The sequence below is a fragment of the Streptomyces sp. NBC_01431 genome (genome assembly GCF_036231355.1).
GTDB lineage: Bacteria > Actinomycetota > Actinomycetes > Streptomycetales > Streptomycetaceae > Streptomyces.
The window spans coordinates 2363515-2389944 of sequence record NZ_CP109496.1 but is presented as its reverse complement, the minus strand read 5'-3'; the positions used below and the strand labels follow the sequence as shown (position 1 = coordinate 2389944).

Here is a 26430-nt window from a genome sequence, read left to right as displayed (position 1 = left end):
AGGGAACTGAATCCGAAGTTCACGGGCGTCGGGTCTGTCGAAAGCGTCACCTCACCGACTAGGGTGGGCTGTCTCATCCATCGGACATCGGACCGGGAGGCCAGCGAAGTGACCACCGAACTGCGTCGTTTGCGCAACTACATCGACGGAGAGTTCCGCGATGCTGCCGACGGGCGGACCATCGAGGTGGTCAACCCGGCCACGGGCCGGCCCTACGCCACCTCGCCGCTCTCCGGCGAGCAGGACGTCGACGCCGCCATGGCGGCCGCGGCCAGGGCCTTCCCGGCCTGGCGCGACACAACCCCGGCCGAGCGCCAGCGCGTCCTGCTCAAGATCGCGGACGCCTTCGAGGAGCGCGCCGAGGAGCTGATCGCCGCCGAGTCGGAGAACACCGGCAAGCCGATCGAGCTCACCCGCAGCGAAGAGATCCCGCCGATGGTGGACCAGATCCGCTTCTTCGCGGGCGCGGCCCGACTGCTCGAAGGCCGCAGCGCCGGCGAGTACATGGAGGGCATGACCTCGATCGTCCGCCGCGAACCGGTCGGCGTCTGCGCGCAGGTCGCACCGTGGAACTACCCGATGATGATGGCCGTGTGGAAGTTCGCCCCGGCGCTCGCCGCGGGCAACACGGTCGTCCTCAAGCCCTCGGACACCACCCCGGCCTCGACCGTGCTGATCGCGGAGATCATCGGCGCGATCGTCCCCAAGGGCGTCTTCAACGTCGTCTGCGGCGACCGGGACACCGGCCGCGCGATGGTCGAGCACAAGATCCCGGCGATGGCCTCCATCACCGGTTCGGTACGCGCCGGCATGCAGGTCGCCGAGTCCGCCTCCAAGGACGTCAAGCGCGTCCACCTGGAACTGGGCGGCAAGGCGCCGGTCGTCGTCTTCGAGGACGCCGACATCGCCAAGGCCGTCGAGGACATCGCGGTCGCCGGGTACTTCAACGCCGGCCAGGACTGCACGGCCGCGACCCGCGTGCTCGTGCACGAGTCGATCCACGACGAGTTCGTGACCGCGCTCGCCAAGGCCGCCGCCGACACCAAGACCGGCCGGCCGGACGACGCGGACGTGCTGTACGGGCCGCTCAACAACGCCAACCAGCTGAAGCAGGTCACCGGCTTCATCGACCGCCTCCCGGCCCATGCCAAGGTCGAGGCGGGCGGCCACCGGGTCGGCGAGCAGGGCTACTTCTACGCCCCGACCGTCGTCTCGGGCCTCAAGCAGGACGACGAGATCATCCAGAACGAGGTGTTCGGACCGGTCATCACCGTCCAGTCCTTCACCGACGAGGCCCAGGCGCTGGAGTTCGCCAACGGCGTCGAGTACGCGCTCGCCTCCTCGGTGTGGACCAAGGACCACGCGCGTGCCATGCGGATGTCCAAGAACCTCGACTTCGGTTGCGTGTGGATCAACACCCACATCCCGCTGGTGGCCGAGATGCCGCACGGCGGCTTCAAGAAGTCCGGCTACGGCAAGGACCTCTCCGCGTACGGCTTCGAGGACTACACCCGCATCAAGCACGTGATGACGTCCATCGAGGGCTGAGCCGCGGCCTGAACGACCACAAGGGGCGGGGGAGTTGATCCCCCGCCCCTTGTGTGTTCCCCCGCGCCCCGACAGGGTGTCCGGCCTGGGGCGCAGGCCTGTACGCAGCGTCCATTGAAGCGGGTGGGCGCGGGCGGGCATCCTGCGGGAATGCCACCGACCGCGCCCCGCGCCAGCCGCCCGTTCACCCGCCGCCACCTGCTGCGCGCCCTCGGCGGCGGGGCCGCGCTTGCCGCGCTGGCCGGCTGCGGGGTCCCCGCGGCGTACGTCGAACCCGGTGAGCGGGCGGGGCGCGACCGCTCGGCGGACGACAGGAGCCTCACCTTCGCCAACTGGCCGCTCTACATAGACGTCGACAACAAGGACGCCTCCAGGCGGCCCACGTTGGACGCGTTCACGAAGAGCACCGGGACATCCGTGACGTACACCGAGGAGATCAACGACAACGACGAGTTCTTCGGGAAGATCAGCCCCGCGCTGATGAACCATCAGGAGACCGGCCGGGACCTGATGGTCATCAGTGACTGGATGGCGGCCCGCTTCGTGCGGCTCGGCTGGGTGCAGCGGATGGACCGGGCCAAGCAGCCCAACGTGGCCAAGTACCTCGACCCCCAGCTGCGCACGCCCGCCTTCGACAACGGGCGCCTGCACAGCGTCCCGTGGCAGTCCGGGATCACCGGCATCGCGTACAACAAGAAGAAGCTCGGACGCGAGCTGAAGCACGTCAGCGATCTGTGGGACCCCCGGCTCGCGGGCAAGGTGACGCTGTTCTCCGGCCTGGACGAGTCGTTCGCGCTGCTGATGCAGGGCAACGGCGTCGACATCACGAAGTGGACCGCGGCCGACTTCCACCGGATGTGCGACCAGATCGAGAAGCTGGTGGCGAACAGGCAGATCCGGCGCTTCACCGGCAACGACTACACCAGCGACCTCAACAAGGGCGATGTGCTGGCCTGCCAGGCCTACAGCGGCGACGTGTTCCAGCTGAAGGCGGACAACCCCGACATCGAGTTCGTGGTGCCCGAGGAGGGCGGCGAGCTGTGGGCGGAGTCGATGATGATCCCCAACCTGGCCCGCCACAGGGCCAACGCGGAGGCGCTGGTCGACTACTACTACGACCCGCACGTGGCCGCGGAGCTCGCCGCCTCGGTCAGCTACGTCTGCCCGGTCCCGGCCGCCCGCGACGTCCTCGCCTCCTCCAAGGACAAGGGCGAAGCCGAACTCGCCGAGGACCCGCTGATCTTCCCCGACGACGCCATGCGGGGACGGCTCGCCATCGCGCGGGACATCACCTCGCAGGAGCGGGTGGAGTTCGCGAAGCGCTGGAACGCGATCGCGGGGTTGTAGCCGACCCAGGTTTTGAACGTGTTCAACAGGGCGTACGCTGCGATCATGAGCGAGCGAAACGCCCTGCTGAGGCGTATCCGCACATGGCTGGCCGTGTTCGTCGTCTGTCTGGTGCTGAGCGGTCTGACGGCCTTTCCGTTGGTCCATGAACTGCACTGGACGCAGTCCCTGTTGCAGGCCACCCCGCTGGGCGACTGGCCGCCGGGGCTGAGTGCGTGGATCGACCGGGTGCGCGACGGGCTGGACTCCGCCGACGCCGAGTATCCGTTCCTGCTGTACGGCACGGACTGGCTGGCCTTCGCGCACCTCGTCATCGCCGTCGCCTTCTACGGAGTGGTGCGTGATCCCGTACGGAACGTGTGGGTCGTCGAGTTCGGGATGATCGCCTGCGCCGGGATCGTCCCGCTCGCCCTGATCTGCGGGCCCGTCAGGGGCATTCCCTTCTGGTGGTCGGTGATCGACATGTCCTTCGGGGTGTTCGGCGTGATCCCGCTGTACGTGGTGCGGCGCAAGATCAAGGTGCTGGAGGGGATGGGGGTGCCCGCACCGGCGTGAGGCGGGACGGTCAGGAGGGGTCCGGGGTGCCGAAGGTGGCGGTCATGACGTGCATGGCGGTGGGGTTCATGTCCGAGCCCTTCGCGTCCGTGGAATTGACGCTGTAGACAAGGGTCCGCGTGAGCGTCCCGGCGGGCGACAACGTCGCCGCGATCACCGTGTTGTAACCCCAGCGCCCGCCCGTCTTGCCCCACACCTCGTGACCGCCGAGCCGCATCGTCGACAGACCCACGCTGTACGCCGCCGGCTTGCCCGTCTTCACGTCGCGCACCGACGGGCCGGGCAGCGTGAACATCTCCCTCAGCTGCGCGGCGCGCACCACGTGGCCGGTGAACAGCGCCCGGGTGAAGCGCTCCAGGTCGGCCGTGGTGGAGATCAGATCGCCCGCGGCGAAGGTGTCACCGGCGCCCCACACCGTCACGTCCCGCAGCGTGGTCGAGCCGTCCGGCTCGGCGAAAACCTGGTAGCCGTGGTTGTGCGGGCCGCGGATGGTGGGGTCGGCGCCGGGGACATACGTGTCCTTGAGGTGGAGCGGCCGCGTGATGCGGGTGGCGAGCTGGTGGGCGTAGGAGTCGCCGGTGACCCGCTCGATGAGCAGGCCCGCCACGGTGTAGCCGATGTTGTCGTAGTGCTGCGCGGTGCCGGGCGCGAAGTCCGGCTTCCGGGCGGTCGCCTCGCGCACCACGTCCGCCGGGTCGCGGCCGTCGAAGCGGTGCGCGTACAGGTGGTCCAGGGAGTCGTCGGGCGAGCCGACGGACGGTATGCCGCTGGTGTGGTTCAGGAGTTGACGTACCGTCACCTTCGCGTACGCCGCCGGGATCAGGTCGGGCAGGTAGGTGCGCGCGGGGCGGTTCAGGTCGACCCTGCCCTCGCCCGCGAGCTGGAGGACCATGGCCGCGGTGAAGACCTTGGTGACCGACCCCGCCCGGAAGCGGCCGTCCGGGTCCGCCGGGGTGCCACCCGCCAGGTCGTGCACCCCGGCGCTGCCGAGCCAGGCGCCTTCGGTGCCGCCGATCCGAACCAGCGCGGCCGTCGCGTCCGCGCCGGGCTTCCCGACGCCCGCGATGGCCGCGCGCACGGCCGCGGTGTCGAGGGTGTCGGTGATGTGGCGGGCGGCGGTCCGGCTCGCGGTCGGTGCCGGGGCGGCGGCGAGGGCCGGGCCTGCCGACATCCCCAGGACGAGGGTGGTGGCCATGAGCGTGGTGCGGGTGCGGGCGTTCATGAGGGGGTCTCCGTGATCAGGCGGTCCGTCGTGCTGATGGATCCCATCCTGCTGATCACGAGGCTCGCGCGGATCGCCGTGGCGGGGGGTTCCGCCGACCGCGACTCCTCGCCTGCGCGGGGGAGTTGGGCGGTCGCCGCCTCCCTCCCGGGAGGGAGGCGGCCCTCGCGAGGCAGAGCCTCCGGGGAGGCCTCCCCCTCAGGAGCGGGCGCCCTTCACGAAGGGGAACCCGCCGAGATCAGCCCCGTCTCGTACGCGCAGATCACCGCCTGGACGCGATCGCGCAGGCCCAGCTTCGCCAGCACATTGCCCACGTGCGTCTTCACCGTGTGCTCGGAGACCGTCAGTTCGCCCGCGATCTCGGCGTTGGACAGGCCCCGGCCGAGCAGGAGCAGCGTTTCGCGTTCGCGGGCGGTCAGGACGCCGAGGCGGCCGGAGGGGACCGGTGCGGCGGGCCTTGAGGTGTACTCGGTGACCAATCGCCGCGTCACCGACGGCGCGAGCAGCGCGTCACCGGCCGCCACCACCCGTACCGCGTGCACCAGATCGTCCCGCCGGACGTCCTTGAGGAGGAAGCCGCTCGCCCCGGCGTGCAGCGCCTCGTACACGTACTCGTCCGAGTCGAAGGTCGTCAGCATCACGGTGCGGCAGGCGCTCGCCGCGCTGATCACCCGGCACGCCTCGATGCCGTCCAGGTGCGGCATCCGGATGTCGAGCAGCGCCACATCGGGCGCCAACCGGCGTACGGCGTCGACGGCTTGGGCGCCGTCTCCCACCTCCGCGACCACCTCGATGTCCGGCTGCACGTCCAGGATCAGGGCGAAGCCGCTGCGCACCAGCTCCTGGTCGTCGGCCACCACCACACGGATCGTCATCTCCCCACCTCCGCCGAGGAGGCTATCGAGGCGGTGGTGGTCAGTGGGATCACGGCCCTGACCTCGAACCCCCGGCCGTCCGGGCCCAGGCCCGCCGAAGCGGTCCCGCCGTGCGCCGCCGCGCGTTCGCGGATGCCGATCAGGCCGTGGCCGGTACCGGGGCCCGGCGCGGTGCCGGGCGCGGGTGTGGTGCCGGGTCCGCCTCCGTCGTCCCGGACCGTGATCGTCAACTCCCGTGCGGAGTACTTCAGTTGTATGAAGACGGCCGTGGCCGTCGCGTGCTTCACCGCGTTCGTCAGAGCCTCCTGCACGATCCGGTACACGGTCGTCTCGGTGGCCTGGGGGAGCGGGCGGGCCGTGCCCTTCGTCTCGTACGCGATCGAGGGGCCGCCGCCCAGCGAGACCCGCTCGACCAGTGCGGGCAGCGCCGCCGTGCCCGGCTGCGGGTCACGCGGGGCATCCGGAGTGGTCTCCTCCCGCAGCACCCCCAGCATCCGGCGCAGCTGCACCATCGCGTCCCGGCCCGTCTCGGAGATCGCCTCGAACGCCGCCTCCGCCCGCGCCGGCGCCGCCCGCACTGCGACCGGGCCCGCCTCCGCCTGCACGATCATGATGCTGACGGCGTGCGACAGGATGTCGTGCATCTCCCGCGCGATCCGGGCCCGTTCACGCGCCGTGGCCTGCTCGGCCTCGATCCGGTTGGCCCGCTCCAGCTGCGCCGCGCGGTCCTCGACGGCCGCGGTGTAGGCCTGCCGGGTGTGGGTCAGCCGCCCGAGCACGTACGCGGCACCGAAGACGAAGAAGGAGAACATCAACTCCTTGGCGTCCTCGGTGTTGAGCGCCACCGAGGGCACGATCAGCACCGCGACCAGCACCGCGACGGAGACCCGCTTGCGCACCGGGGACAGCGCGGCCACCGAGTAGAGGGCGACGAGCCCCGGGTAGGGCAGCGGCTGACCGGGCCCGTCCAGGGTCAGCTTGTACGTCGCTCCGGCCGCAAGCACCGCGAGCGTCACCGCGACCGGGGCCCGGCGCCGCCACACCAGCGGCAGCACCGCCAGCGAGGTCAGGGCGTAGTCCGCCCAGGTGGCCGGGCGCAGCCCGTCGGGCCGCGCCACGACGAACGGGATCGACATCGCCACCTGCACCAGCAGGGCGAGCCCGATGTCGACGGCCCACCCGTTCGCCGCCCGCAGCCGTGCCGTCAGGCGTTCCGTGCCCACCCGGTGTCCCCCCTCGAAACGTCCCCCTCGAAACGCGGCCGTTCACCGCTGGGACAGGATGGCGCACAGTGCGTCCACCCGGTTGGTGGTGATCGAGTCCACGCCCCGCTCGATCAGGCGGCGCATGGTGCGCCCGGTGTCCGCGGTCCACGCCGAGACGAGCATCCCGTCCCGGTGGATCCGCTCCACCAGCTCCGAACTCACGAGCCCGAAGCGGTAGTTGAGCCAGCGCGGCCGCACCGCGTCGATCAGCACCGGCCGCGGCGGGACCGGGGAGGTCCAGCTGAGCGCGATCTCGGCGCCCGGGTCGGCGGCGCGGACCCTCAGCATGGCGAGGGGGCCCGCGCAGTAGTAGACGCGCTCGCCCGCACCGCACTCGCCAACGGTGCCCACCACCTCGCGCACCGACTCCTCGGTGGCTCCGGGCAGATCGATCATCAGCCGGTGCGGGCCGGCCACCGTCAATGCCTCGCGCAGGGTGGGAATCCCGCCGCCGGACACCTCCCGCACCTCCTCGTACGGAAGCGCGCCCAGCGGGCGGTCGAAGTACCACAGCCGTTTCAGCGTCCCGTCGTGCAGCAGCACGGGCACGCCGTCCCGGGTCGGCCGGACATCGATCTCGACCGCGTCCGCGCCCCGCTCCAGGGCCGAGGCGATGGAGGCGAGGGTGTTCTCGCGGACGCGGTACGGGTCGCCGCGGTGGCCCACGACTGTCACGGTGCGCATGGGGTCATTGTCGTGAGGGGCGCAGGCGGCGGCCAGTCGGCGCCTGGCGGCGGCAGATCAGCGGCCCAGCCACTTCCCCGTGTAGTCGTCGATCTCGGCGGCGAGCTTCGCCTTGCCCGACGGGTCGAGGAAGGACGCCTCGACGGCGTTCTTCGCGAGGTCGGCGAGGCCCCGCTCGTCCAGGTCCAGGAGGCGGGCGGCGACGGCGTACTCGTTGTTGAGGTCGCTGCCGAACATCGGCGGGTCGTCGCTGTTGATGGTCACCAGGACGCCCGCGGCCACCATCTCCTTGATCGGGTGCTCGTCCAGGTCCGGCACCACCCGGGTCGCCAGGTTGGAGGTCGGGCAGACCTCCAGGGCGATCCGGTGGTCGGCGAGGTGCGCCAGGAGCGCCGGATCCTGGGTGGCGCTGGTGCCGTGGCCGATGCGCTCGGCCCGCAGCTCGATCAGCGCGTCCCAGACCGACTGCGGGCCGGTCGACTCGCCGGAGTGCGGAACGGAGTGGAGGCCGGCGGCGATGGCCCGGTCGAAGTACGGCTTGAACTGCGGGCGGGGTACCCCGATCTCCGGGCCGCCGAGCCCGAAGGACACCAGGCCCTCGGGGCGTACGCCGTCCTCGGTGGCCAGGCGTGCCGTCTCGGCGGCGGCTTCGAGGCCGGCCTCGCCGGGAATGTCGAAGCACCAGCGCAGCACCGTGCCGAACTCGGCCTCGGCGGCCCTGCGCGCGTCCTCGATGGCCGCCATGAAGGCCCGCTCGTCGATGCCGCGGCGGGTGGAGGAGTACGGCGTGATGGTCAGCTCGGCGTAGCGGATGTTCTGCCGGGCCATGTCCCGGGCGACCTCGTAGGTGAGCAGGCGCACGTCCTCGGGCGTGCGGATCAGGTCGACCACCGAGAGGTAGACGTCGATGAAGTGCGCGAAGTCGGTGAACGTGAAGTAGTCGGCGAGCGCCTCGGGGTCGGTGGGGACCTTCGAATCGGCGTGACGGGCGGCGAGTTCGGCCACGATGCGCGGGGACGCGGAGCCGACGTGGTGCACGTGGAGCTCCGCCTTGGGCAGCCCCGCGATGAAGGGGTGCAGATCGGTCATGGGGGTCCTCCATGGGGTCTGGCGCGGCGGTCCTCGCGCGGTCGGCGTCGTCGGCCTTCGCCGGACGGGGATCATGGTAGGCCGGGGGCGGCCCGCCGCAGACCGGGGCCGTAGCATGACGGAACCACGATGGGGGAGGCCCATGTCAGACAACACCCAGCAGCCGTCGGGAGGCCCGGAGCCCCGCGACCCCTGGGCTCCGCCGGAGCGCAAGGTCCCGCTGGACAAGCCGCCGGTGCACGACCAGCAGACCGTCCTCTCCATACCCGGAACCCCCGGTGACGGCCAGAGCGGTGCCCCGGCCCAGGGAGCCACCCCGCAGGCCCCGGCGCCCGGCGCCCACCCGGCCGCGCCCGGCCAGAACGCCCCCGGTCCCGGCTTCGGAGGACCCATGGGACCGCCGCCCGCCTCCGGCCGGCAGATGCCGATGGGACCGCCGCAGATGCCCGGCCAGCCCGCCCCCGGCAACTACGGCTACCCCGCCTACCCGCAGCAGCCCGCCCAGGGCTACCCCGGCTACCCGGGCCAGCCCTCCTACGGCTATCCCGGCTGGACCGGGATGCCCGCCCCGCAGAACGGCTTCGGCACCGCGGCGATGGTGCTCGGCATCGCCGCTCTGGCGATCATGGTGTGCACCTGGGGCGTCGCGGGCATCGTGCTCGGTGTGCTGGCCCTGATCTTCGGTCTGCTCGGCAAGGGCCGGGTCACCCGAGGTGAGGCGAACAACCGGGGCCAGGCCCTCGCGGGCATCATCATGGGCGCGATCGGCATCGTGCTCGGCGTCCTGATCCTGATCGCGATGATCGTGCTCGTGGTCAACGCCCCCGTCCACCACACCACCACCAACTACGACGACTACGGGACCTTCTTGTCGCTGGCGGCCTCGGCCCGCTGAGCAGAGCCGGCCGGGAAACAGCGTCACCCGGGCGAAGGGGGCCCACCGCGGCCCCCTTCGCCGTGCACCCGCGGCTCAGCGCAGCCGCTCGCGGGCCTCCGTCAGCGCGAAGCCCAGCAGGTTCAGCCCCCGCCAGCGCTCGGGATCCGCCGCCTGCGGCGCATCGGCCGCCAGGCCGATGCCCCAGATCCGGTCCATCGGGCTCGCCTCGACGAGCACCCGGTCCCCGGTGGCCAGCAGATACTCCCGCAGCGCCGCGTCCTGGCCGAACTTGTGCAGGCTGCCGGCCAGGACTATGCCGTACCGCTCCCGCTGCCACACGCTCTCGTCGAAGCCGCGCACCAGCCGCCCGGCCTTCTTCGCCAGCGCCGGATTCGCCGCCGTGAGCGCCGCCCGCTCGGCGTCCGCGTCCTTGAACAGGCGAGCCTTGGACGCCATCATCCAGTGCTCGGCCGTCGCGTACTCGACGCCCTCGACCGTGAACGGCGAGGGCCACCACTGGCTGAAGCAGCTCGGCCCGAGCGAGCCGTCCCGCTGCGGCGTGTGTCCCCAAAAGTGCAGGAACTTGATGCGCGCACCGCTTCTGGCCTGGGCGATCAGCTCGCCCAGGCGGTCCTCGTTCCCCGTGACCCCTGTCATGCACGCGAGTCTGGCACGCGCCACTGACACTCCGTCGGGCCATTCCCGCCCCGACGCGACACATGGTCGACAGATTCCGTCGCGTAACCAAAAGGCAACAACGGAATCACTTGTTGGTCAGGTGTGCCTCTGCCAGGATCGTCACTCAAATCGAGCTGAAGCTACGAAGAACGTGGGCGAGATGGACACCGACAACGGCAACAGCAATCGCTTCCGGCCCCAGGACCGCTTCGCGGCCGGTGCCCAGTACATCGGCGGTCGGCTGCGCCCCGGCACCTCCGGGCGGCGGCACGAGGTCGTCGACCCGGCCACGGGCGAAGCGGTGTACGCGTACGAGCTCGCGGGGCCCGCCGACGTCGACGCCGCCGTGGCCGCGGCCAAGGAGGCCTTCCCCGGCTGGGCCGCCACCGCCCCGGGCGACCGCTCGGCGGCCCTGCACCGCCTCGCCGGTGTCCTGGCCGAGCGGGCCGAGGAGTTCGCGCAGGCCGAGTCCCTCCAGTGCGGCAAACCCATCAAGCTGACCCGGGAGTTCGACGTGCCCGGCACGGTGGACAACGCCGCGTTCTTCGCGGGCGCCGCCCGGCACCTGGAGGGCAAGTCGGCCGGGGAGTACTCGGGCGACCACACCTCGTACGTGCGCCGCGAGCCCATCGGGGTCGTCGGGTCCATCGCGCCCTGGAACTACCCGCTCCAGATGGCCGCGTGGAAGATCCTGCCGGCGATCGCGGCGGGCAACACCATCGTCCTCAAGCCCGCCGAGATCACCCCGCTGACCTCGCTCCTGTTCGCCGAGGCCGCGAAGGAGGCCGGGATTCCGGACGGTGTGGTCAACATCGTCACGGGCGCCGGCCAGGACGCTGGCGAACACCTGGTGGGCCACCCGGACGTCGTGATGACCTCCTTCACCGGATCCACCCAGGTCGGCAAGCGGGTCGCCGAGATCGCCACGGCCACCGTCAAGCGCCTCCACCTCGAACTCGGCGGCAAGGCCCCCTTCCTCGTCTTCGACGACGCCGACCTGGAGGCCGCCGTGCACGGCGCGGTCGCCGCCTCGCTCATCAACTCCGGCCAGGACTGCACCGCCGCCACCCGCGCCTACGTGCAGCGCCCGCTCTACGAGGCCTTCGTGGAGCAGGTCGCGGCCCTCATGGAGACCGTCCGGCTCGGCGACCCGTTCGGCGCGGACACCGACCTCGGCCCGCTGATCTCCCACGCCCACCGCGACCGCGTGGCCGAGTTCGTGGAGCGGGCCCGCGACTACGCGCGGATCGTCACCGGCGGCGAGGCCCCCAAGGGCGACGGCGCGTACTACCGGCCCACCCTCGTCGTGGACGCCGCACAGGACAGCGAGATCGTCCAGGCCGAGATCTTCGGCCCGGTCCTGGTCGTGCTGCCCTTCGACACCGACGACGAGGGCATCGCGCTCGCCAACGACACCCCCTACGGACTCGCCGCCTCCGCCTGGAGCCGCGACGTGTACCGCACGGGCCGGGCCACCCGCGAGCTCAAGGCGGGCTGCGTCTGGGTCAACGACCACATCCCGATCATCAGCGAGATGCCGCACGGCGGCTACCGGGCGAGCGGCTACGGAAAGGACATGTCGACGTATTCCTTCGAGGAGTACACGCAGGTCAAGCACGTGATGTACGACAACACAGCGGTCGCCAGGAAGGACTGGCACCGCACGATCTTCGGGGACCGATAGAAGAGGCCGCCCGACCAGCGGCCGACGAACCCACCCGAAAGGGCACACAGCGCATGGAGCAGTACGAGCCCGACCTCCCCCACGCTCTCCACTCCGTCACAGCGGGGAGGGGCTTCCTTTCCGCGGCTCAACTGGCCGCCATCGGGCGCAGCGTCACCAACGGCAGGGGCGCCCTGACCCGCCGGTCGCTGCTGCGCGCCTCGGGTGTCGGCGCGCTCACCGTCGGCTCTCTCGCCACGCTGAGCGCCTGCGGCATCCCGGCCGCCACGAAGGAGAACGGCACCGGACCGTCCAACACGGACCACTCCGCCCAGGAGAAGGAGATCAACTTCTCCAACTGGACGCAGTACATGGACATCAGCGACGACAAGAAGCACCATCCGACGCTGGACGAGTTCACCCGCCGTACCGGGATCCAGGTCAAGTACACCGAGGACATCAACGACAACGTCGAGTTCTTCGGGAAGATCAAGCCGCAGCTCGCGGGCGGCCAGGACACCGGCCGGGACCTCATCGTGCTCACCGACTGGCTGGCCGCCCGGCTCATCCGGCTCGGCTGGGCGCAGAAGCTCGACCCCTCGCACCTGCCGCACGCCTACGCCAACCTCTCGCCCCAGTTCCGCATGCCGGACTGGGACCCGGGCCGCGCCTACTCCTACCCCTGGACCGGCATCCCCACCGTCATCGCCTACAACGCCAAGGCGACCGGCGGCAAGAAGGTCGACTCGATCACCCAGCTGCTCGACGACCCGAGCCTCAAGGGCCGCGTCGGCTTCCTGTCCGAGATGCGCGACTCGATCGGAATGACCCTGCTCGACCTCGGCAAGGACCCGGGGAACTTCACCGACGCCGACTTCGACGCGGCGATCGGCCGGCTCCAGAAGGGCGTCGACAGCAAGCAGATCCGCCGGTTCACCGGCAACGACTACACCGGCGACCTGGTCAAGGGCGACCTCGCGGCCTGTGTCGCCTGGGGCGGCGACGTCACGCAGCTGCGCGCCGACAACCCGGACATCAAGTACGCGATCCCGGCGGCCGGTTACATGACGTCCACCGACAACCTGCTGGTCCCGGCGAAGGCCCGGCACCAGAGCAACGCGGAGAAGCTGATCGACTACTACTACGATCTGCCGGTGGCGGCCAAGCTCGCCGCGTTCATCAACTACCAGTGCCCGGTCGACGGGGTCCGCGACGACCTCGCCAAGATCGACCCGGCGCTCGCGCAGAACGAACTGATCCTGCCGGACCGGGCGATGACCGCGAAGTCCCACTCCTTCCGCTCGCTCAGCGAGGCCGAGGAGACGGCGTACGAGCAGAAGTTCTCCAAGCTCATCGGCGCGTAAGCGCTCCGCGGGGGTGGGTGTCCTTCAGGTGCGGGTCCGCTCTGGCCGGTCGCGCAGTTCCCCGCGCCCCTTCAGGGCGCTCGGCCTCAGCACCCTCAAAGGCGTCAGCCCCCTACTCCCCTTCCTCTCGACTCCCTGGGATCCCACCCATGACTGACAGCACCGCCGGCGGCGACGTTCGCCTCACCGGGATCAGCAAGACGTACGGCTCCTTCACCGCCGTCCATCCGCTCGAACTGACCGTGCCGCAGGGCTCGTTCTTCGCCCTGCTCGGCGCGTCCGGCTGCGGCAAGACCACCACGCTCCGCATGATCGCGGGCCTGGAGGAGCCGACCACCGGCACGGTCTTCCTCGGCGACAAGGACGTCACCGACCTGCCGCCGTACAAGCGGCCGGTGAACACCGTCTTCCAGTCGTACGCCCTCTTCCCGCACCTGAACGTCACGGAGAACATCGCCTTCGGCCTGCGCCGGCGGGGCATCAAGTCGGTGAAGAAGCAGGTCGACGACATGCTGGAGCTCGTCCAGCTCGGCGACTTCGCCCACCGCAAGCCGCACCAGCTCTCCGGCGGTCAGCAGCAGCGCGTCGCGGTAGCCCGCGCGCTCATCAACCACCCCCAGGTGCTGCTCCTGGACGAGCCGCTCGGCGCCCTCGACCTCAAGCTGCGCCGCCAGATGCAGCTTGAGCTCAAGCGCATCCAGACCGAGGTCGGCATCACCTTCATCCACGTCACCCACGACCAGGAGGAGGCCATGACGATGGCCGACACGGTCGCGGTGATGAACGGCGGCCGAGTCGAACAGCTCGGCGCACCGGCCGAGTTGTACGAGAACCCGCAGACCACGTTCGTCGCGAACTTCCTCGGCACCTCCAACCTCATCGAGGCCGAGGTCGCCGAGAAGAGCGGCGACGACATAGTGGTCACCGCGGGCGGCGCCAAGCTGAGGCTGCCCAGCGGGCGATGTTCGGCGCCCACCAGCAGCGGCGGCAAGCTCCTGGTCGGCGTGCGCCCCGAGAAGATCTCGCTCGCCCACCGCGACGACGAGGGCGCCGTCCCCGACGGCCGCAACCGCGTCACCGGCCGCATCGTGGACTCGTCCTTCATCGGCGTCTCCACCCAGTACCTCGTCGACTCCCCGGCGGGCCAGGGCCTTTCGGTGTACGAGCAGAACGTCGACAGGCGCGCGGGACTCCTTCCCGGCGCCGAGGTCGTCCTGCACTGGAACCCGGCGCACACCTTCGGCCTCGACGCGGCCCAGGCGATCGACGCGGGCGTGGAGAAGGTCGAGGACGCCGCGTGACCGCCCTGGCCGAAGCCCCGGCGGAGCTGCCGGTGCGCAAGACGTCCGCCCGCAAGCGGCTCGTGCCGTACTGGCTGCTGCTGCCCGGCATCCTGTGGCTGATCGTGTTCTTCGCGCTGCCCATGGTGTACCAGGCCTCAACGTCCGTGCAGACGGGGTCACTTGAGAAGGGCTTCCAGGTCACCTGGCACTTCCAGACGTACTGGGACGCCTTCAAGGAGTACTACCCGCAGTTCGTCCGCTCCCTGCTCTACGCGGGCACCGCGACCGTCCTGTGTCTGCTGCTCGGCTACCCGCTGGCCTATCTGATCGCGTTCAAGGCGGGCCGCTGGCGCAACCTCGTGCTCGTCCTGGTCATCGCGCCGTTCTTCACCAGCTTCCTGATCCGCACCCTGGCCTGGAAGACGATCCTGGCCGACGGCGGTCCGGTGGTGCACGCGCTCGGCTCGCTGCACGTCCTGGACGTCACCAACTGGCTGGGCTGGACCGAGGGCAACCGGGTCCTGGCCACGCCGATGGCGGTGGTGTGCGGACTCACGTACAACTTCCTGCCGTTCATGATCCTTCCGCTCTACACCTCCCTGGAGCGCATCGACTCCCGGCTGCATGAGGCGGCCGGCGACCTGTACGCGACACCTGCCACCACCTTCCGCAAGGTGACCTTCCCGCTGTCGATGCCCGGCGTCGTCTCCGGGACCCTGCTCACCTTCATCCCGGCGAGCGGCGACTACGTGAACGCCGAACTGCTCGGCTCCACCGACCAGAAGATGGTCGGCAACGTCATCCAGTCCCAGTTCCTGCGGGTCCTGGACTATCCGACGGCCGCCGCCCTCTCGTTCATCCTGATGGCGATCGTCCTGGTCATGGTCACCGTCTACATCCGCCGAGCCGGGACGGAGGACCTGGTCTGATGGCCCTTCTCAAGTGGCTGCGCCGCAATCTCGTGGTGATCGCGGGGCTCGCGACGCTCGCGTATCTCATCCTGCCCAACGTCGTCGTGATGGTGTTCTCGTTCAACAAGCCGAACGGGCGCTTCAACTACTCATGGACGCGGTTCTCGACCGACGCCTGGAAGGACCCGTGCGGGGTCGCCGACATGTGCGGCTCGCTCTCGCTGTCGCTCCAGATCGCCCTGTGGGCGACGATCGGCGCGACCGCGCTCGGCACGATGATCGCGTTCGCCCTGGTCCGCTACCGGTTCCGGGCGCGCGGCGCGATCAACTCGCTGATCTTTCTGCCGATGGCGATGCCCGAGGTCGTGATGGCCGCGTCCCTGCTCACGCTCTTCCTCAACATGGGCGCGAAGCTGGGGTTCTGGACGATCCTGATCGCCCACATCATGTTCTGCCTCAGCTTCGTCGTCACCGCCGTCAAGGCCCGCGTGATGTCCATGGACCCGCGCCTTGAGGAAGCCGCGCGCGACCTCTACGCGGGTCCCGCCCAGACGTTCCTGCGGGTGACGCTGCCGATCGCCTTGCCCGGCATCGCGGCGGGCGCGCTGCTCGCCTTCGCGCTCTCCTTCGACGACTTCATCATCACCAACTTCAACGCGGGCTCCACCGTGACCTTCCCCATGTTCGTGTGGGGCTCGGCGCAGCGTGGCACGCCCGTGCAGATCAACGTCATCGGTACGGCCATGTTCATCATCGCCGTAGTGGTGGTCGCTGCCGGACAATTCATTGCGAACCGGCGCAACAACAGCGCGAAAGCGTAACCCACGCAATTCTTGAGGGAGTTGAAATCATGGCCGTGACCCGAGCCATGAGCAGTGCGGCAACGAAATCTCTCGCGGGCGCCAAGCCCGTTCCCTTCTGGCTGGAGGACCCCGGCCGTCCCGAGGCGCTGCCCGCCCTGACCGGCGACGAGAAGTGCGACCTGCTCGTCGTCGGCGGCGGCTACAGCGGACTGTGGACCGCGCTCATCGCCAAGGAGCGCGAGCCCGGCCGCGACGTCGTGCTCATCGAGGGCAAGGAGATCGCCTGGGCCGCCTCCGGGCGCAACGGCGGCTTCTGCGCCGCCTCCCTCACCCACGGCCTCGGCAACGGGCTCGCCCGCTGGCCCGGGGAGCTCGCCACGCTCGAAGAGCTGGGCGCGGCCAACCTCGACGCCATCGAGGCGGCCGTCGCCCGCTACGCCATCGACTGCGACTTCGAGCGGACCGGCGAGATCGATGTCGCCACCGAGCCCCACCAGCTCGAAGAGCTTCACGAGATGTACGAGGAGGCGAGCAAGCTCGGCTTCGGCGGCCTCGAACTCCTCGACGAGGAGGGCCTGCGGGCCGAGGTCGACTCGCCCACCTTCCTCGGCGGGCTCTGGGACCGGCGCGGCGTCGCGATGCTCCACCCGGCCAAGCTCGCCTGGGGTCTCAAGCGCGTCTGCCTCGCTCTGGGCGTACGGATCTACGAGCACACCCCCGGCCTCTCGCTGGCCCGGGTCGGCACCGGCATGGGGGTGCGCACCCCGTACGGGAAGATCCGCGCCGAGCACGTCGCACTCGGCACCAACGTCTTCCCGTCGCTGGTCAAACGGCTGCGGCCGTTCACGGTGCCGGTGTACGACTACGCGCTGATGACCGAGCCGCTGAACGCCGCCCAGCTCGCCTCGATCGGCTGGCACCGGCGCCAGGGGCTCGGCGACTCGGCCAACCAGTTCCACTACTTCCGGCTGTCCGCCGACAACCGCATCCTGTGGGGCGGCTACGACGCGATCTACCCGTACGGCGGGAAGGTGCGGACCGAGTACGACGACCGGCCCGAGACCTACGCCAAGCTGGCCGAGCAGTTCTTCCACTGCTTCCCGCAACTGGAGGGGCTGAGCTTCAGTCATGCCTGGGGCGGGGCGATCGACACCTGCTCGCGGTTCTCGGCGTTCTTCGGCACCGCCCACGCGGGACGGGTCGCGTACGCCGCCGGGTACACCGGGCTCGGGGTGGGCGCGAGCCGCTTCGGCGCCGATGTGATGCTCGACCTCCTGGCGGGGGAGCACACCGAGCGCACCGAACTGGAGATGGTGCGCACCAAGCCGCTGCCCTTCCCGCCCGAACCGGTCGCCTGGGCGGGCATCGGCCTCACCAAGTGGTCGCTCGCCCGCGCCGACGAGAGGGGCGGGCGGCGCAATCTGTGGCTCAAGGCCATGGACCGGGTCGGACTCGGCTTCGACAGCTGACCCGTTGATGGCTTGATCATCGAGTGCGCCCCCGGTCACGCCGGGGGCGCACTCCTTTTGATCATGGAGTGCTCCCGTTCACCACCGATAACCGGCCGAAGTGGCGTCATAGTCCGGCCCCGCCCCCCTCTCCCTCGTGCACGCACTGACCGTGCCCTGCGGAGTGGGCTGGGATGGGAGGAAGGGCAATGGCTGCCTCGGGGTCGAAGGCCGCGGTGGAATGGCTGGCGTCGGTGGCGCCGGATCCCGACGCCTGCCGGTGGGAATGGGAGCGAAACCCCCTGGGGGTCGCTCTCCTTCCGGCCGGCAGGGGCTGGGACGTACTGATCCTGCCGGGCGAGCTCGGGCGGGGCACGCTCGACGTGCTGACCCGGCTCGTGGACCGGCCGGGTCCGGTGCTCGCCGACTCCGGCGACGAGCGCGTCGGCTTCTTCGTGCCGCCCGGGACCGCCACGCGGTGGCTCGGCACGGGGGTGCGCGGCGCGGGCCGCGGCACCTGGATCGTGGTGCCGCACCCCGGCCGCGCGACCGGCGGGGTGCGCTGGGCGGTGCTGCCGGACGGCTCGGGCACCCTCACCGACCCGGCCCTGCTGGAGCTGGCGATGCACGAAGCGGCGGCCGGTATGGCACGGGAGCGGAGCAAGCCGGATCACCCGCCGCACCTGAATCTGCCGGAGAAGCCGCACAACGAGGATTGAGGGTCCATCAACGGGGACCGTTTCAAGGGCGGGGAGTTCTCGAAGAACTTCGACGCATAACCGTGGAGCTGACCACCAGGAGCGCCCCGCACAGGCACCAACTGGCCATCACGTCCAGCGGCCAGTGGTAGCCGCGCAGAACCAGGCCGATGCTCGTCGCCGCCGTCAGCGCGCCCGCGGCGGCGGACAGCGGCCACCTGCGGCGCACGTGCGGGGCGAGCAGCAGGGCCGCGCCGCAGTACGCCACCATCGCGGTCGCGGTGTGGCCCGACGGGTAGTAGCCGGTGGCGGCCTCCAGTGGACCCGGCCGGGCGATCCAGTCCTTCAGCGGCACCACAAGGAGCGGCACGAGGGCCATCGTCAGTGCGGCGATCAGCGCCTGGCGACGGCTGCCGCGCCACGCGGCGTAGCCGATGGCCAGGGCGAGGACGGGCAGCGCGACCGGCATGCTGCCGAGGTCGGAGAGGAACTGGCTCAGTGCTGCGGGGCCGTGGCCGGTGAGCGTGCGGTCGAGGCGCTCGTCGAGACGGCGCAGCGGGCCGCCGGACGCGACCTGCCAGGTGATGACCGCGAACACGCAGAGCAGCGTGGCGAAGAGGAAAGCCGGCGGTCCCGGAACAGGGGGGGTGGTTCCGGGGCCGCCGCCTTGACCGGCGAACCGCGCGCCCCGGGGGGTATGGGGCGGACGGCCATCCGATCGGTGAGGAGTTCCGGAGCCGGAGGCTCCAGTGGTGTGCGCGAGGGCACGACCAGGGCAAGGCTGGGGATGCTCGGCCCTGGAGTCGCCCGCAGTCCCCTGCGGACGAGGTGTTTCTCTCATCTGCAGAAACCGTACGGCAGACAGTGGGGGGACCGACAGCGGGAACTCCATCCCGCCATCGCCCCCCCACACCTTCTTCACAGTCACAGTTCGCTACGGAGCGTCACACGCCGGTGAAGGCCTGCTCGATGATGTCCAGGCCCTCGTTCAGGAGGTCCTCGCCGATGACCAGCGGCGGCAGGAAGCGCAGCACGTTGCCGTAGGTACCGCAGGTGAGGACGAGCAGCCCCTCCGCGTGGCAGGCCTTGGCGAGCGCCGCGGCGGCCTCCGGGTTGGGGGTCTTGGACGCGCGGTCCTTGACCAGCTCGATGGCGATCATGGCGCCGCGGCCGCGGATGTCGCCGACGATGTCGTACTTCTCGGCCATCGTCGCCAGGCGGCCCTTCATGACCTCCTCGATGCGCTTGGCCTTGCCGTTGAGGTCGAGCTCCTTCATCGTCTCGATCGCGCCGAGCGCGGCGGCGCAGGCCACCGGGTTGCCGCCGTAGGTGCCGCCGAGGCCGCCCGCGTGCGCGGAGTCCATGATCTCGGCGCGGCCCGTCACGGCGGCGAGCGGCATGCCGCCCGCGATGCCCTTGGCGGTGGTGATCAGGTCCGGGACGATGCCCTCGTCCTCGCAGGCGAACCACTGACCGGTGCGGCAGAAGCCGGACTGGATCTCGTCGGCGACGAAGACGATGCCGTTGTCCTTGGCGAACTGGCTGATCGCGGGCAGGAAGCCCTTGGCCGGCTCGATGAAGCCGCCCTCGCCGAGCACCGGCTCGATGATGATCGCGGCGACGTTGTCCGCGCCGATCTGCTTGTTGATCATGTCGATGGCCTGCGCGGACGCCTCGGCGCCGGCGTTCTCCGGGCCGGTCAGCCAGCGGTAGCCGTAGGCGACCGGCACCCGGTAGACCTCGGGCGCGAACGGGCCGAAGCCGTTCTTGTACGGCATGTTCTTGGCGGTCAGCGCCATCGTCAGGTTGGTGCGGCCGTGGTAGCCGTGGTCGAAGACGACGACGGCCTGGCGCTTGGTGTACGCACGGGCGATCTTGACGGCGTTCTCGACGGCCTCGGCGCCCGAGTTGAACAGCGCGGACTTCTTGGCGTGGTCGCCCGGGGTCAGCTCGGCGAGCTGCTCGGCGACGGCGACGTAGCCCTCGTACGGCGTCACCATGAAGCAGGTGTGGGTGAAGTCGGCGAGCTGGGCGGTCGCGCGGCGCACCACGGCCTCGGCGGAGGCGCCGACCGACGTCACGGCGATGCCGGAACCGAAGTCGATCAGGCGGTTGCCGTCGACGTCCTCGATGATGCCGCCGCCCGCGCGCGCGGTGAACACCGGCAGCGTGGAGCCCACACCGGCGGCGACCGCCGCCAGACGGCGGGCCTGCAGCTCCTGCGACTTCGGTCCGGGGATCGCGGTGACGACGCGGCGCTCCTGCGGGATGGCGCTCATGCGGGGCTCCTGGGGTTTTCCTGGGGGATTTCGGACGCTTCCTTGGCTTTCTTGGCAGGCTAGGGCGCGCGGGCGGGGTGTGGCATGCGCCGTTCGGTAGTGGTGGGGGTGTGTCCCTTGTCCTCGGCGGACAGTTGTCCCGGGCACCGCCGCGCGCTCCGGTGCCGCGCGGTACCGGTGAACCGCCGCGCGCTGCCACTAGATTGGCGTTCGCACCGCTCAGTACGGACCCGGCTGGTCAGGGGGGCAAGGGGTCGATGGACACCGAAGGCACGCACGACGCACGCGGCACCCGATCGGGGGCGGTCCCGCGCCCGGCAGGGCCGCCGCCGCGCCCGGCGCTCCCGCCCCGGCCCGTCGAGGCGCCGGCGGCGGGCCCCGCCCTCGGCGACTGGCTGCGCACCCCGCGCGCCCCCGCCGAACCGGGCCTGTGGCGCTACGGCCACAAGCCGCGCCCGGACGCCGACCCGGACCGGGTGCCGGACCGGGCGCTGCTCGTCGGCGCGCTCGTGGCGCTGCTCGCCGCCACCCTCGTCTGGTCGCTGTGGACCAACGGCTACATCCCGCACAGCAGGGTGCTGCTCGAACTGTTCACGCCCACCGGCTGGTGGACATACCCGCGGCCGCCCGCCGCGCTGACCGCCATCGAGGTCTACAACAGCCTCTTCGCCGCCCTGCTGATCTACGTCTTCGGCCGGATGGGCAACTGGCTGGAGGTGTTCCGGCGGTACGCCGTGGACTGCCCGCAGCCCGAGCGGACCCTGCGCACCGGCCTCGCGGGGGCGGTCGCGGTCTGGCTGGTGATCGGGACCAGCCTGTTCCCGTTCTTCTTCACCGTCTGGAGCCTGTTCCCGCTCTCGTGGACCACCGGCAACGGCGACCGGGCGGTGGCCACGTTCGTCAACTACGCCCTGTACGTCCTGGTCGGCGGCGCGGTCCTGTGGCCCTTCGCCAGAGCCGGGGGCTGGCTGGAGTACGTACGCGGCCGCGCCCGCGGCCACCGGCCCGACGCCCCGCCGCAGGCCGCGCCCTTCGCGCCCGCGGCACCCTCCCCGGCCGACTGGCCCCAGCTGCGCGCCGCCGGCCAGGACGTCGCCGCCGACCGGCTCGTGGCCGAGGAGCGGGCCGGGCGGATGAACGACGTCGACTGTGTGCGCATCCGGCGTGCCTGGGCGACCGTGAAGGCCGACCCCTCCCGGCTCGGAGCGTTCACCGAAGCGGTCGCCGGGCAGGGCGCGCGGGCCTGTCTGCACCCCTCGGGCGAACGCGATCTGCCCGCCCGCGCGGCCACCCACGACCTGCTCACCTCGCAGGTCCGCATCGGCCGCTACCCCGACGCCGAACGCACCCCGCCCGGCCGCAGGGGCGCGGGCGCCGCGATCGACCCGGCCGCGCTCGGCTGCTCGCTGCTCGCGGTCGGTCCTTTCGGCTCCGGCAAGACCCGGCACCTGGTGCGCCCCGTGGTCGAGTCGCTCGCGCTCCAGGCCCTCGCCGGAAAGGCCGCCGTGGTCGCGGTGTGCGCGGCGGGCACCCCGCTCGGGGCCGACGAGGGCTACGACGTGGTGATCAAGCCCGGCGATCCCGCGTCGGCGTACGACCTCGACCTGTACGGCGCCGCCGCCGACCCCGACGAGGCCGCGGCCCTGCTGGCCGAGGCCCTCGCCGGCGACCTGTCCGAGGTCGACTCGCGGCGGGCCGCCACCGCCCTGGCCCAGCTGCTCGGCCCCTACCGCGCTGCCCACGGACGCTTCCCCTCCGTGCCCGTGCTGCGCGAGCTGCTGGACGGGTCACCCGGCGCCATCGAGGAGCTGCGGGCCCGCCTCGACTCCGAGGGACACCGCGCCTACCATCGCGAACTCGACGCCCGCGCACGGCAGTTGGGCACCCCGGGCGATCCCGGACTCGCCCTCGCGGCCCGCGTCGCGGTGCTCGACCGCCCGGCCTTCGAGGGGTTCTTCGACACCACCGGCGAGACCCGCCCCTTCGCGCTGCGCTCCCTCGAACACCCGCTGCGGGTCCGCGTCGACCTGCCCGAACGCTCCCACCCCGAGGCCGCGCGCCTGCTCACCCGGCTCGTCCTCGCCCAGTTCACCGCCGGTGCGGCCGCCCGCAGGGACCGCTCGCTCTTCGCCTTCCTGGCCGTGGACGATGCCACCCACGCCGTCACCGCCGAGTCGGTACGGGCCCTCCAGCGGCTGCGGAACTGCAACGCCGGAGTGCTGCTCACGCTGCGCGCGCTCGGTGACGTACCGGAACAGCTGCACACCTCGCTGCTCGGTTCGGTCGGCTGCCACATGACGTTCTGCGGGGTCACCACCTGGGACGGGCGGCTCTTCTCGCAGGCCTGGGGCACCGAGTGGGTGGAGACCACCGAGGTCGCCAAGCACACCGTCTTCGCCGACCAGCCGCTCACCCGCGCGGTCCACGCACTGCGCAAACTCGTCACCGGCAAGGCCGTCACCACGGACGCGGTCACCGTGCGCAAGGTCGAGCGGGAACGCTGGTCCGCCTCGGAACTCGCCCATCAGGTGCCCGCAGGGCACGCCGTGCTCTCCCTGACGACCGTCAAGGGCGAGCACGCGCCGCCGCTCCTGGTGGACCTGCGTGGCTGAGAGCGGGTCCCGCGCGGGCGAAGGGCTCCGCGGGACCTGGCCGAGCTGGCAAAATGGGAGTGCTCCGTTCATACGGGACGTAGCAATCCCCTGCCGAAGGTAAACCGGTCCCATGCCGCCCACGCTCGCCTCGCTCGTCCAGCACTCGGCGCTGAAACTCACCGTGCGCGCGGGTGAGGACCAGCTGGACCGCCCGGTGCGCTGGGCCCACGTCAGCGAACTGGCCGACCCCGTCCCGTACATGGAGGGCGGCGAACTGCTGCTCATCACCGCCATGACGCTGGACGCCGAGGACCCCGACACCATGCGCCGCTATGTGCGCAGGCTGGCCAAGGCGGGGGTGGTCGGGCTCGGCTTCGCGGTGGGCGTGAACTACGACTCGGTACCGGACGCGCTGCTCGCGGCGGCCCGCGACGAGGGTTTCCCGCTGCTCGAAGTCCCGCGGCGCACGCCGTTCCTGGCCATCTCCAAGGCCGTCTCGGCAGCCATTTCGGCCGACCAGTACCGCGCGGTCACCGCCGGGTTCGAGGCCCAGCGCGAGCTGACCCGGGCGGCGCTCTCCGAAGGACCGGCCGACCTCATCGCCCGGCTCGCCGCGCACGTCGACGGCTGGGCCGCGCTGTACGACGCCTCCGGCGCGGTCGTCGCCGCCGCCCCCGAATGGGCCGCCCGCCGGGCCGCCCGGCTCACCGCGGACGTCGCCCGGCTGCGCGAACGCGCCACCCCCTCCAGCGCGGTGGTCGGCGGCGCCGACGAGGCGTCCGGCGACCGTGTGGAGCTCCAGTGGCTCGGCACCGGACGCCGCATGCGCGGCGCGCTCGCCGTCGGGACGGGCGCGCCGCTCGGCACCGCCGAGCGCTACGCCGTCCACTCCGCGGTCGCCCTGCTCACCCTCACCACCGAACGCTCCCGCGCCCTCCAGGCCGCCGAGCAGCGCCTGGGCGCCGCGATCCTGCGGATGCTGCTCTCCAGCCAGCAGGACCACGCCCGCGCGGTCGCCGGTGACCTGTACGGCGGGCTGCTCGACGCACCGTTCCGCCTGGTCATCGCCGAGGTCGCGGGCGAGGGCGACGGCGGGCTCGCGGTGCTCGCCGAGACCATGGAGTCGGCCGCGTCCCGCGCGGGCGAGGCGGTCCTCGCGGTGCCGGAGGCCGGGCGGCTCGTCGTCCTCGCGGCCGACGGCGGTGAGGCGGTCGCGGCCTGCCTGGCCCACGAGTGCGCCGAGGGCGAGGAACTCGTCATCGGGCTCTCCGCCCCGGCCGGTCCGATCGCCGCGGCCTCCGCCTACAAGCAGGCCGAGCAGGCGCTGTCGGTCGCCCGGCGGCGCGGCAAGCCGCTCGTCGAGCACGAGGACCTGGTGGCGGGATCCGTGCTGCCGCTGCTCGCCGACGACGCGGTGCGGGCCTTCGCGGACGGGATGCTGCGCGCGCTGTACGAGCACGACGCCACGGGGCGGGGGGATCTGGTGGCCTCGCTGCGGGCCTGGCTCTCGCGGCACGGGCAGTGGGACGCGGCGGCGGCGGACCTGGGGGTGCACCGGCACACGCTGCGCTACCGGATACGCCGGGTGGAGGAGATCCTGGGCCGCTCCCTGGACGACCCGGACGTCCGCATGGAGCTGTGGCTGGCCCTGAAGGCGACGTCGGCCCCGGACGGATGACAAAGCGGCGTGCCGCGGGGCTGAACCACTCCACCCCGGACAAACACACACCGCGCCGCCCCCGCCTACCGTGAGGGCATGACTTCTACCCACGCCTTCTGGCTCGCCGGCCGCGAGGCCACCGGCGACGACAGCTTCGACGTCACTTCGCCCTGGGACGGCCGCCTCGTCGGCACGGTCTCGGTCCCGACCGACACCCAGGTCGAGGAGGCGGTGGCCGCTGCCCACGCCGTCGTGGAGGAGTTCGCGGCGACCCCCGCACACGTACGCGCCGCCGCCCTCGACCACGTGTCCAAGCGGCTCACCGAGCGCACCGAGGAGATCGCCCAGCTGATCTCCGCCGAGAACGGCAAGCCGATCAAGTGGGCCCGCGGTGAGGTCGGCCGCGCGGTGTCCGTCTTCCGCTTCGCCGCCGAGGAGGCCCGGCGCTTCAACGGCGGCGAGGCCCAGCGCCTGGACACCGACGGCGGCGGCGTGGGCCGCCTCGCCCTGACCCGCCGCTTCCCCAAGGGCGTCGTGCTCGGCATCGCACCGTTCAACTTCCCGCTGAACCTGTGCGCCCACAAGGTCGCCCCGGCCATCGCGGTGGGCGCCCCCATCATCCTCAAGCCGGCCCCGGCCACCCCGCTCTCGGGCCTGATCCTCGGCGAGCTGCTCGCCGAGACCGAGCTGCCCGCCGGCTCGTGGAGCGTCCTGCCGGTCGCCAACGACAAGATGCCGGCCCTGGTGCAGGACGACCGCCTCCCGGTCATCTCCTTCACCGGCTCCGACAAGGTCGGTTACGCGATCATGGACTCGGTGCCGCGCAAGCACTGCACCCTGGAACTCGGCGGCAACGGCGCGGCCGTCGTTCTCGGCGACTGGGCCTCGGAGCAGGACCTGGACTGGGCGGCGACCCGCATCGCCACCTTCTCCAACTACCAGGGCGGCCAGTCCTGCATCTCCGTACAGCGCGTCATCGCGGACGCCGCCGTGTACGACCGGCTGCTCCCGAAGGTCGTCGCCGCCGTCGAGGCGCAGGTCACCGGTGACCCGTCCGACTCCGCCACCGACGTCGGCCCGCTGGTCAGCGAGGACGCCGCCAAGCGCGTCGAGTCCTGGGTCGACGAGGCCGTACAGGCGGGTGCCAAGCTGCTCACCGGCGGCAAGCGCGACGGCGCCGCCTACGCGCCCACCGTGCTCACCGAGCTGCCCGCCGACACCACCCTCGCCTGCGAGGAGGTCTTCGGACCGGTCCTGACCGTGCAGAAGGTGGACGGCGAGGCCGAGGCGTTCGCCGCGGTCAACTCCTCCAAGTACGGCCTCCAGGCAGGGGTGTTCACGCACGACGTGCAGACCGCCTTCCGCGCCCACCGGGCCCTGGAGGTCGGCGGCGTGATCATCGGCGACGTCCCGTCCTACCGCGCCGACCAGATGCCGTACGGCGGTGCCAAGGCCTCCGGCGTCGGCCGCGAGGGCGTCCGCTACGCCATGGACGACTACACCTACGAGCGCGTCCTCGTCCTGACGGGCCTCGCGCTGTAACCGACGGCGCGACGAGAGCGGCGGCCGGAACCCACTGTGCGGGGG

At 71.4% G+C, this 26430-nt stretch carries 22 protein-coding genes; 14 read left to right on the top strand and 8 right to left on the bottom strand.

Translation table 11 applies throughout. From position 1 onward, the window contains the following. Window positions 1-108 precede the first annotated feature (108 nt). The 3 genes from OG522_RS10865 to OG522_RS10855 all read left to right on the top strand — a co-directional run bounded on the left by OG522_RS10865 (window position 109) and on the right by OG522_RS10855 (window position 3450). The gene (locus tag OG522_RS10865; RefSeq protein ID WP_329462756.1) at window positions 109-1548 is read left to right on the top strand and encodes a gamma-aminobutyraldehyde dehydrogenase; all 1440 of its coding nucleotides are present in this window, start codon (window positions 109-111) and stop codon (window positions 1546-1548) included. Between the two features lie 150 nt (window positions 1549-1698). After that, window positions 1699-2895: a polyamine ABC transporter substrate-binding protein gene (locus OG522_RS10860; protein WP_329462755.1), complete on the top strand. Its 1197-nt coding sequence runs from the start codon at window positions 1699-1701 to the stop codon at window positions 2893-2895. A 45-nt stretch (window positions 2896-2940) separates the two neighbouring features. Then, window positions 2941-3450 (top strand): hypothetical protein, encoded by a 510-nt coding sequence (locus tag OG522_RS10855; protein WP_329462754.1) that lies wholly within the window; start codon window positions 2941-2943, stop codon window positions 3448-3450. Between the two features lie 10 nt (window positions 3451-3460). On the opposite strand, the gene OG522_RS10850 is transcribed toward OG522_RS10855, so the two are convergent. The 5 genes from OG522_RS10850 to OG522_RS10830 form a co-directional block, all read right to left on the bottom strand. Then, window positions 3461-4672, bottom strand: a complete 1212-nt coding sequence (locus tag OG522_RS10850) for a serine hydrolase domain-containing protein (RefSeq protein ID WP_329462753.1) — start codon at window positions 4670-4672, stop codon at window positions 3461-3463. Window positions 4673-4887: 215 nt separating this feature from the next. Continuing rightward, window positions 4888-5547, bottom strand: coding sequence for a response regulator transcription factor (locus OG522_RS10845; protein ID WP_329462752.1), 660 nt, complete (start codon window positions 5545-5547; stop codon window positions 4888-4890). Then, window positions 5544-6770 (bottom strand): sensor histidine kinase, encoded by a 1227-nt coding sequence (locus OG522_RS10840; protein WP_443074685.1) that lies wholly within the window; start codon window positions 6768-6770, stop codon window positions 5544-5546. The genes OG522_RS10845 and OG522_RS10840 overlap by 4 nt, the downstream gene beginning before the upstream one ends. A gap of 42 nt (window positions 6771-6812) precedes the next feature. Further along, the gene (locus OG522_RS10835) at window positions 6813-7496 is read right to left on the bottom strand and encodes a glycerophosphodiester phosphodiesterase (protein ID WP_329462751.1); all 684 of its coding nucleotides are present in this window, start codon (window positions 7494-7496) and stop codon (window positions 6813-6815) included. Window positions 7497-7553: 57 nt separating this feature from the next. After that, window positions 7554-8702: an adenosine deaminase gene (locus tag OG522_RS10830; RefSeq protein WP_443074684.1), complete on the bottom strand. Its 1149-nt coding sequence runs from the start codon at window positions 8700-8702 to the stop codon at window positions 7554-7556. A gap of 25 nt (window positions 8703-8727) precedes the next feature. Here OG522_RS10830 and OG522_RS10825 point away from each other — a divergent pair, with 25 nt between their 5' ends. Beyond that, entirely contained in the window at window positions 8728-9480 is a 753-nt protein-coding gene (locus OG522_RS10825; protein WP_329462749.1) for a DUF4190 domain-containing protein, read from the top strand. A gap of 75 nt (window positions 9481-9555) precedes the next feature. On the opposite strand, the gene OG522_RS10820 is transcribed toward OG522_RS10825, so the two are convergent. Then, window positions 9556-10119, bottom strand: a complete 564-nt coding sequence (locus OG522_RS10820) for an NADAR family protein (protein WP_329462748.1) — start codon at window positions 10117-10119, stop codon at window positions 9556-9558. Between the two features lie 181 nt (window positions 10120-10300). Between OG522_RS10820 and OG522_RS10815 the strand changes: the two genes are divergently transcribed. The 7 genes from OG522_RS10815 to OG522_RS10785 all read left to right on the top strand — a co-directional run bounded on the left by OG522_RS10815 (window position 10301) and on the right by OG522_RS10785 (window position 18331). Continuing rightward, entirely contained in the window at window positions 10301-11824 is a 1524-nt protein-coding gene (locus OG522_RS10815) for a gamma-aminobutyraldehyde dehydrogenase (protein ID WP_329462747.1), read from the top strand. 53 nt (window positions 11825-11877) lie between these two features. Further along, entirely contained in the window at window positions 11878-13167 is a 1290-nt protein-coding gene (locus OG522_RS10810; protein WP_443074683.1) for an ABC transporter substrate-binding protein, read from the top strand. A gap of 149 nt (window positions 13168-13316) precedes the next feature. Then, complete coding sequence (locus OG522_RS10805; RefSeq protein ID WP_329462746.1) at window positions 13317-14468, top strand: ABC transporter ATP-binding protein; 1152 nt, start codon at window positions 13317-13319, stop codon at window positions 14466-14468. After that, on the top strand, window positions 14465-15379 hold the full coding sequence (locus OG522_RS10800) for an ABC transporter permease (RefSeq protein WP_329462745.1): 915 nt from the start codon (window positions 14465-14467) through the stop codon (window positions 15377-15379). Before OG522_RS10805 ends, OG522_RS10800 begins: the two co-directional genes overlap by 4 nt. After that, entirely contained in the window at window positions 15379-16182 is an 804-nt protein-coding gene (locus OG522_RS10795) for an ABC transporter permease (RefSeq protein ID WP_329462744.1), read from the top strand. Before OG522_RS10800 ends, OG522_RS10795 begins: the two co-directional genes overlap by 1 nt. A 29-nt stretch (window positions 16183-16211) precedes the next feature. Beyond that, entirely contained in the window at window positions 16212-17633 is a 1422-nt protein-coding gene (locus OG522_RS10790; protein WP_329462743.1) for an NAD(P)/FAD-dependent oxidoreductase, read from the top strand. Window positions 17634-17821: 188 nt separating this feature from the next. Then, on the top strand, window positions 17822-18331 hold the full coding sequence (locus tag OG522_RS10785) for a hypothetical protein (RefSeq protein ID WP_329462742.1): 510 nt from the start codon (window positions 17822-17824) through the stop codon (window positions 18329-18331). A gap of 22 nt (window positions 18332-18353) precedes the next feature. On the opposite strand, the gene OG522_RS10780 is transcribed toward OG522_RS10785, so the two are convergent. Together OG522_RS10780 and gabT are read right to left on the bottom strand one after the other, a co-directional pair. Beyond that, entirely contained in the window at window positions 18354-19151 is a 798-nt protein-coding gene (locus OG522_RS10780) for a phosphatase PAP2 family protein (RefSeq protein ID WP_329462741.1), read from the bottom strand. 103 nt (window positions 19152-19254) lie between these two features. Beyond that, window positions 19255-20589, bottom strand: a complete 1335-nt coding sequence (gabT, locus tag OG522_RS10775; RefSeq protein ID WP_329462740.1) for a 4-aminobutyrate--2-oxoglutarate transaminase — start codon at window positions 20587-20589, stop codon at window positions 19255-19257. 257 nt (window positions 20590-20846) lie between these two features. Here gabT and OG522_RS10770 point away from each other — a divergent pair, with 257 nt between their 5' ends. The 3 genes from OG522_RS10770 to OG522_RS10760 all read left to right on the top strand — a co-directional run bounded on the left by OG522_RS10770 (window position 20847) and on the right by OG522_RS10760 (window position 26385). Beyond that, the gene (locus OG522_RS10770) at window positions 20847-23201 is read left to right on the top strand and encodes an ATP/GTP-binding protein (protein WP_329462739.1); all 2355 of its coding nucleotides are present in this window, start codon (window positions 20847-20849) and stop codon (window positions 23199-23201) included. Window positions 23202-23313: 112 nt separating this feature from the next. Continuing rightward, entirely contained in the window at window positions 23314-24861 is a 1548-nt protein-coding gene (locus tag OG522_RS10765; RefSeq protein WP_329462738.1) for a PucR family transcriptional regulator, read from the top strand. A gap of 78 nt (window positions 24862-24939) precedes the next feature. After that, window positions 24940-26385 (top strand): aldehyde dehydrogenase family protein, encoded by a 1446-nt coding sequence (locus OG522_RS10760; RefSeq protein WP_329462737.1) that lies wholly within the window; start codon window positions 24940-24942, stop codon window positions 26383-26385. Window positions 26386-26430: the final 45 nt, after the last annotated feature.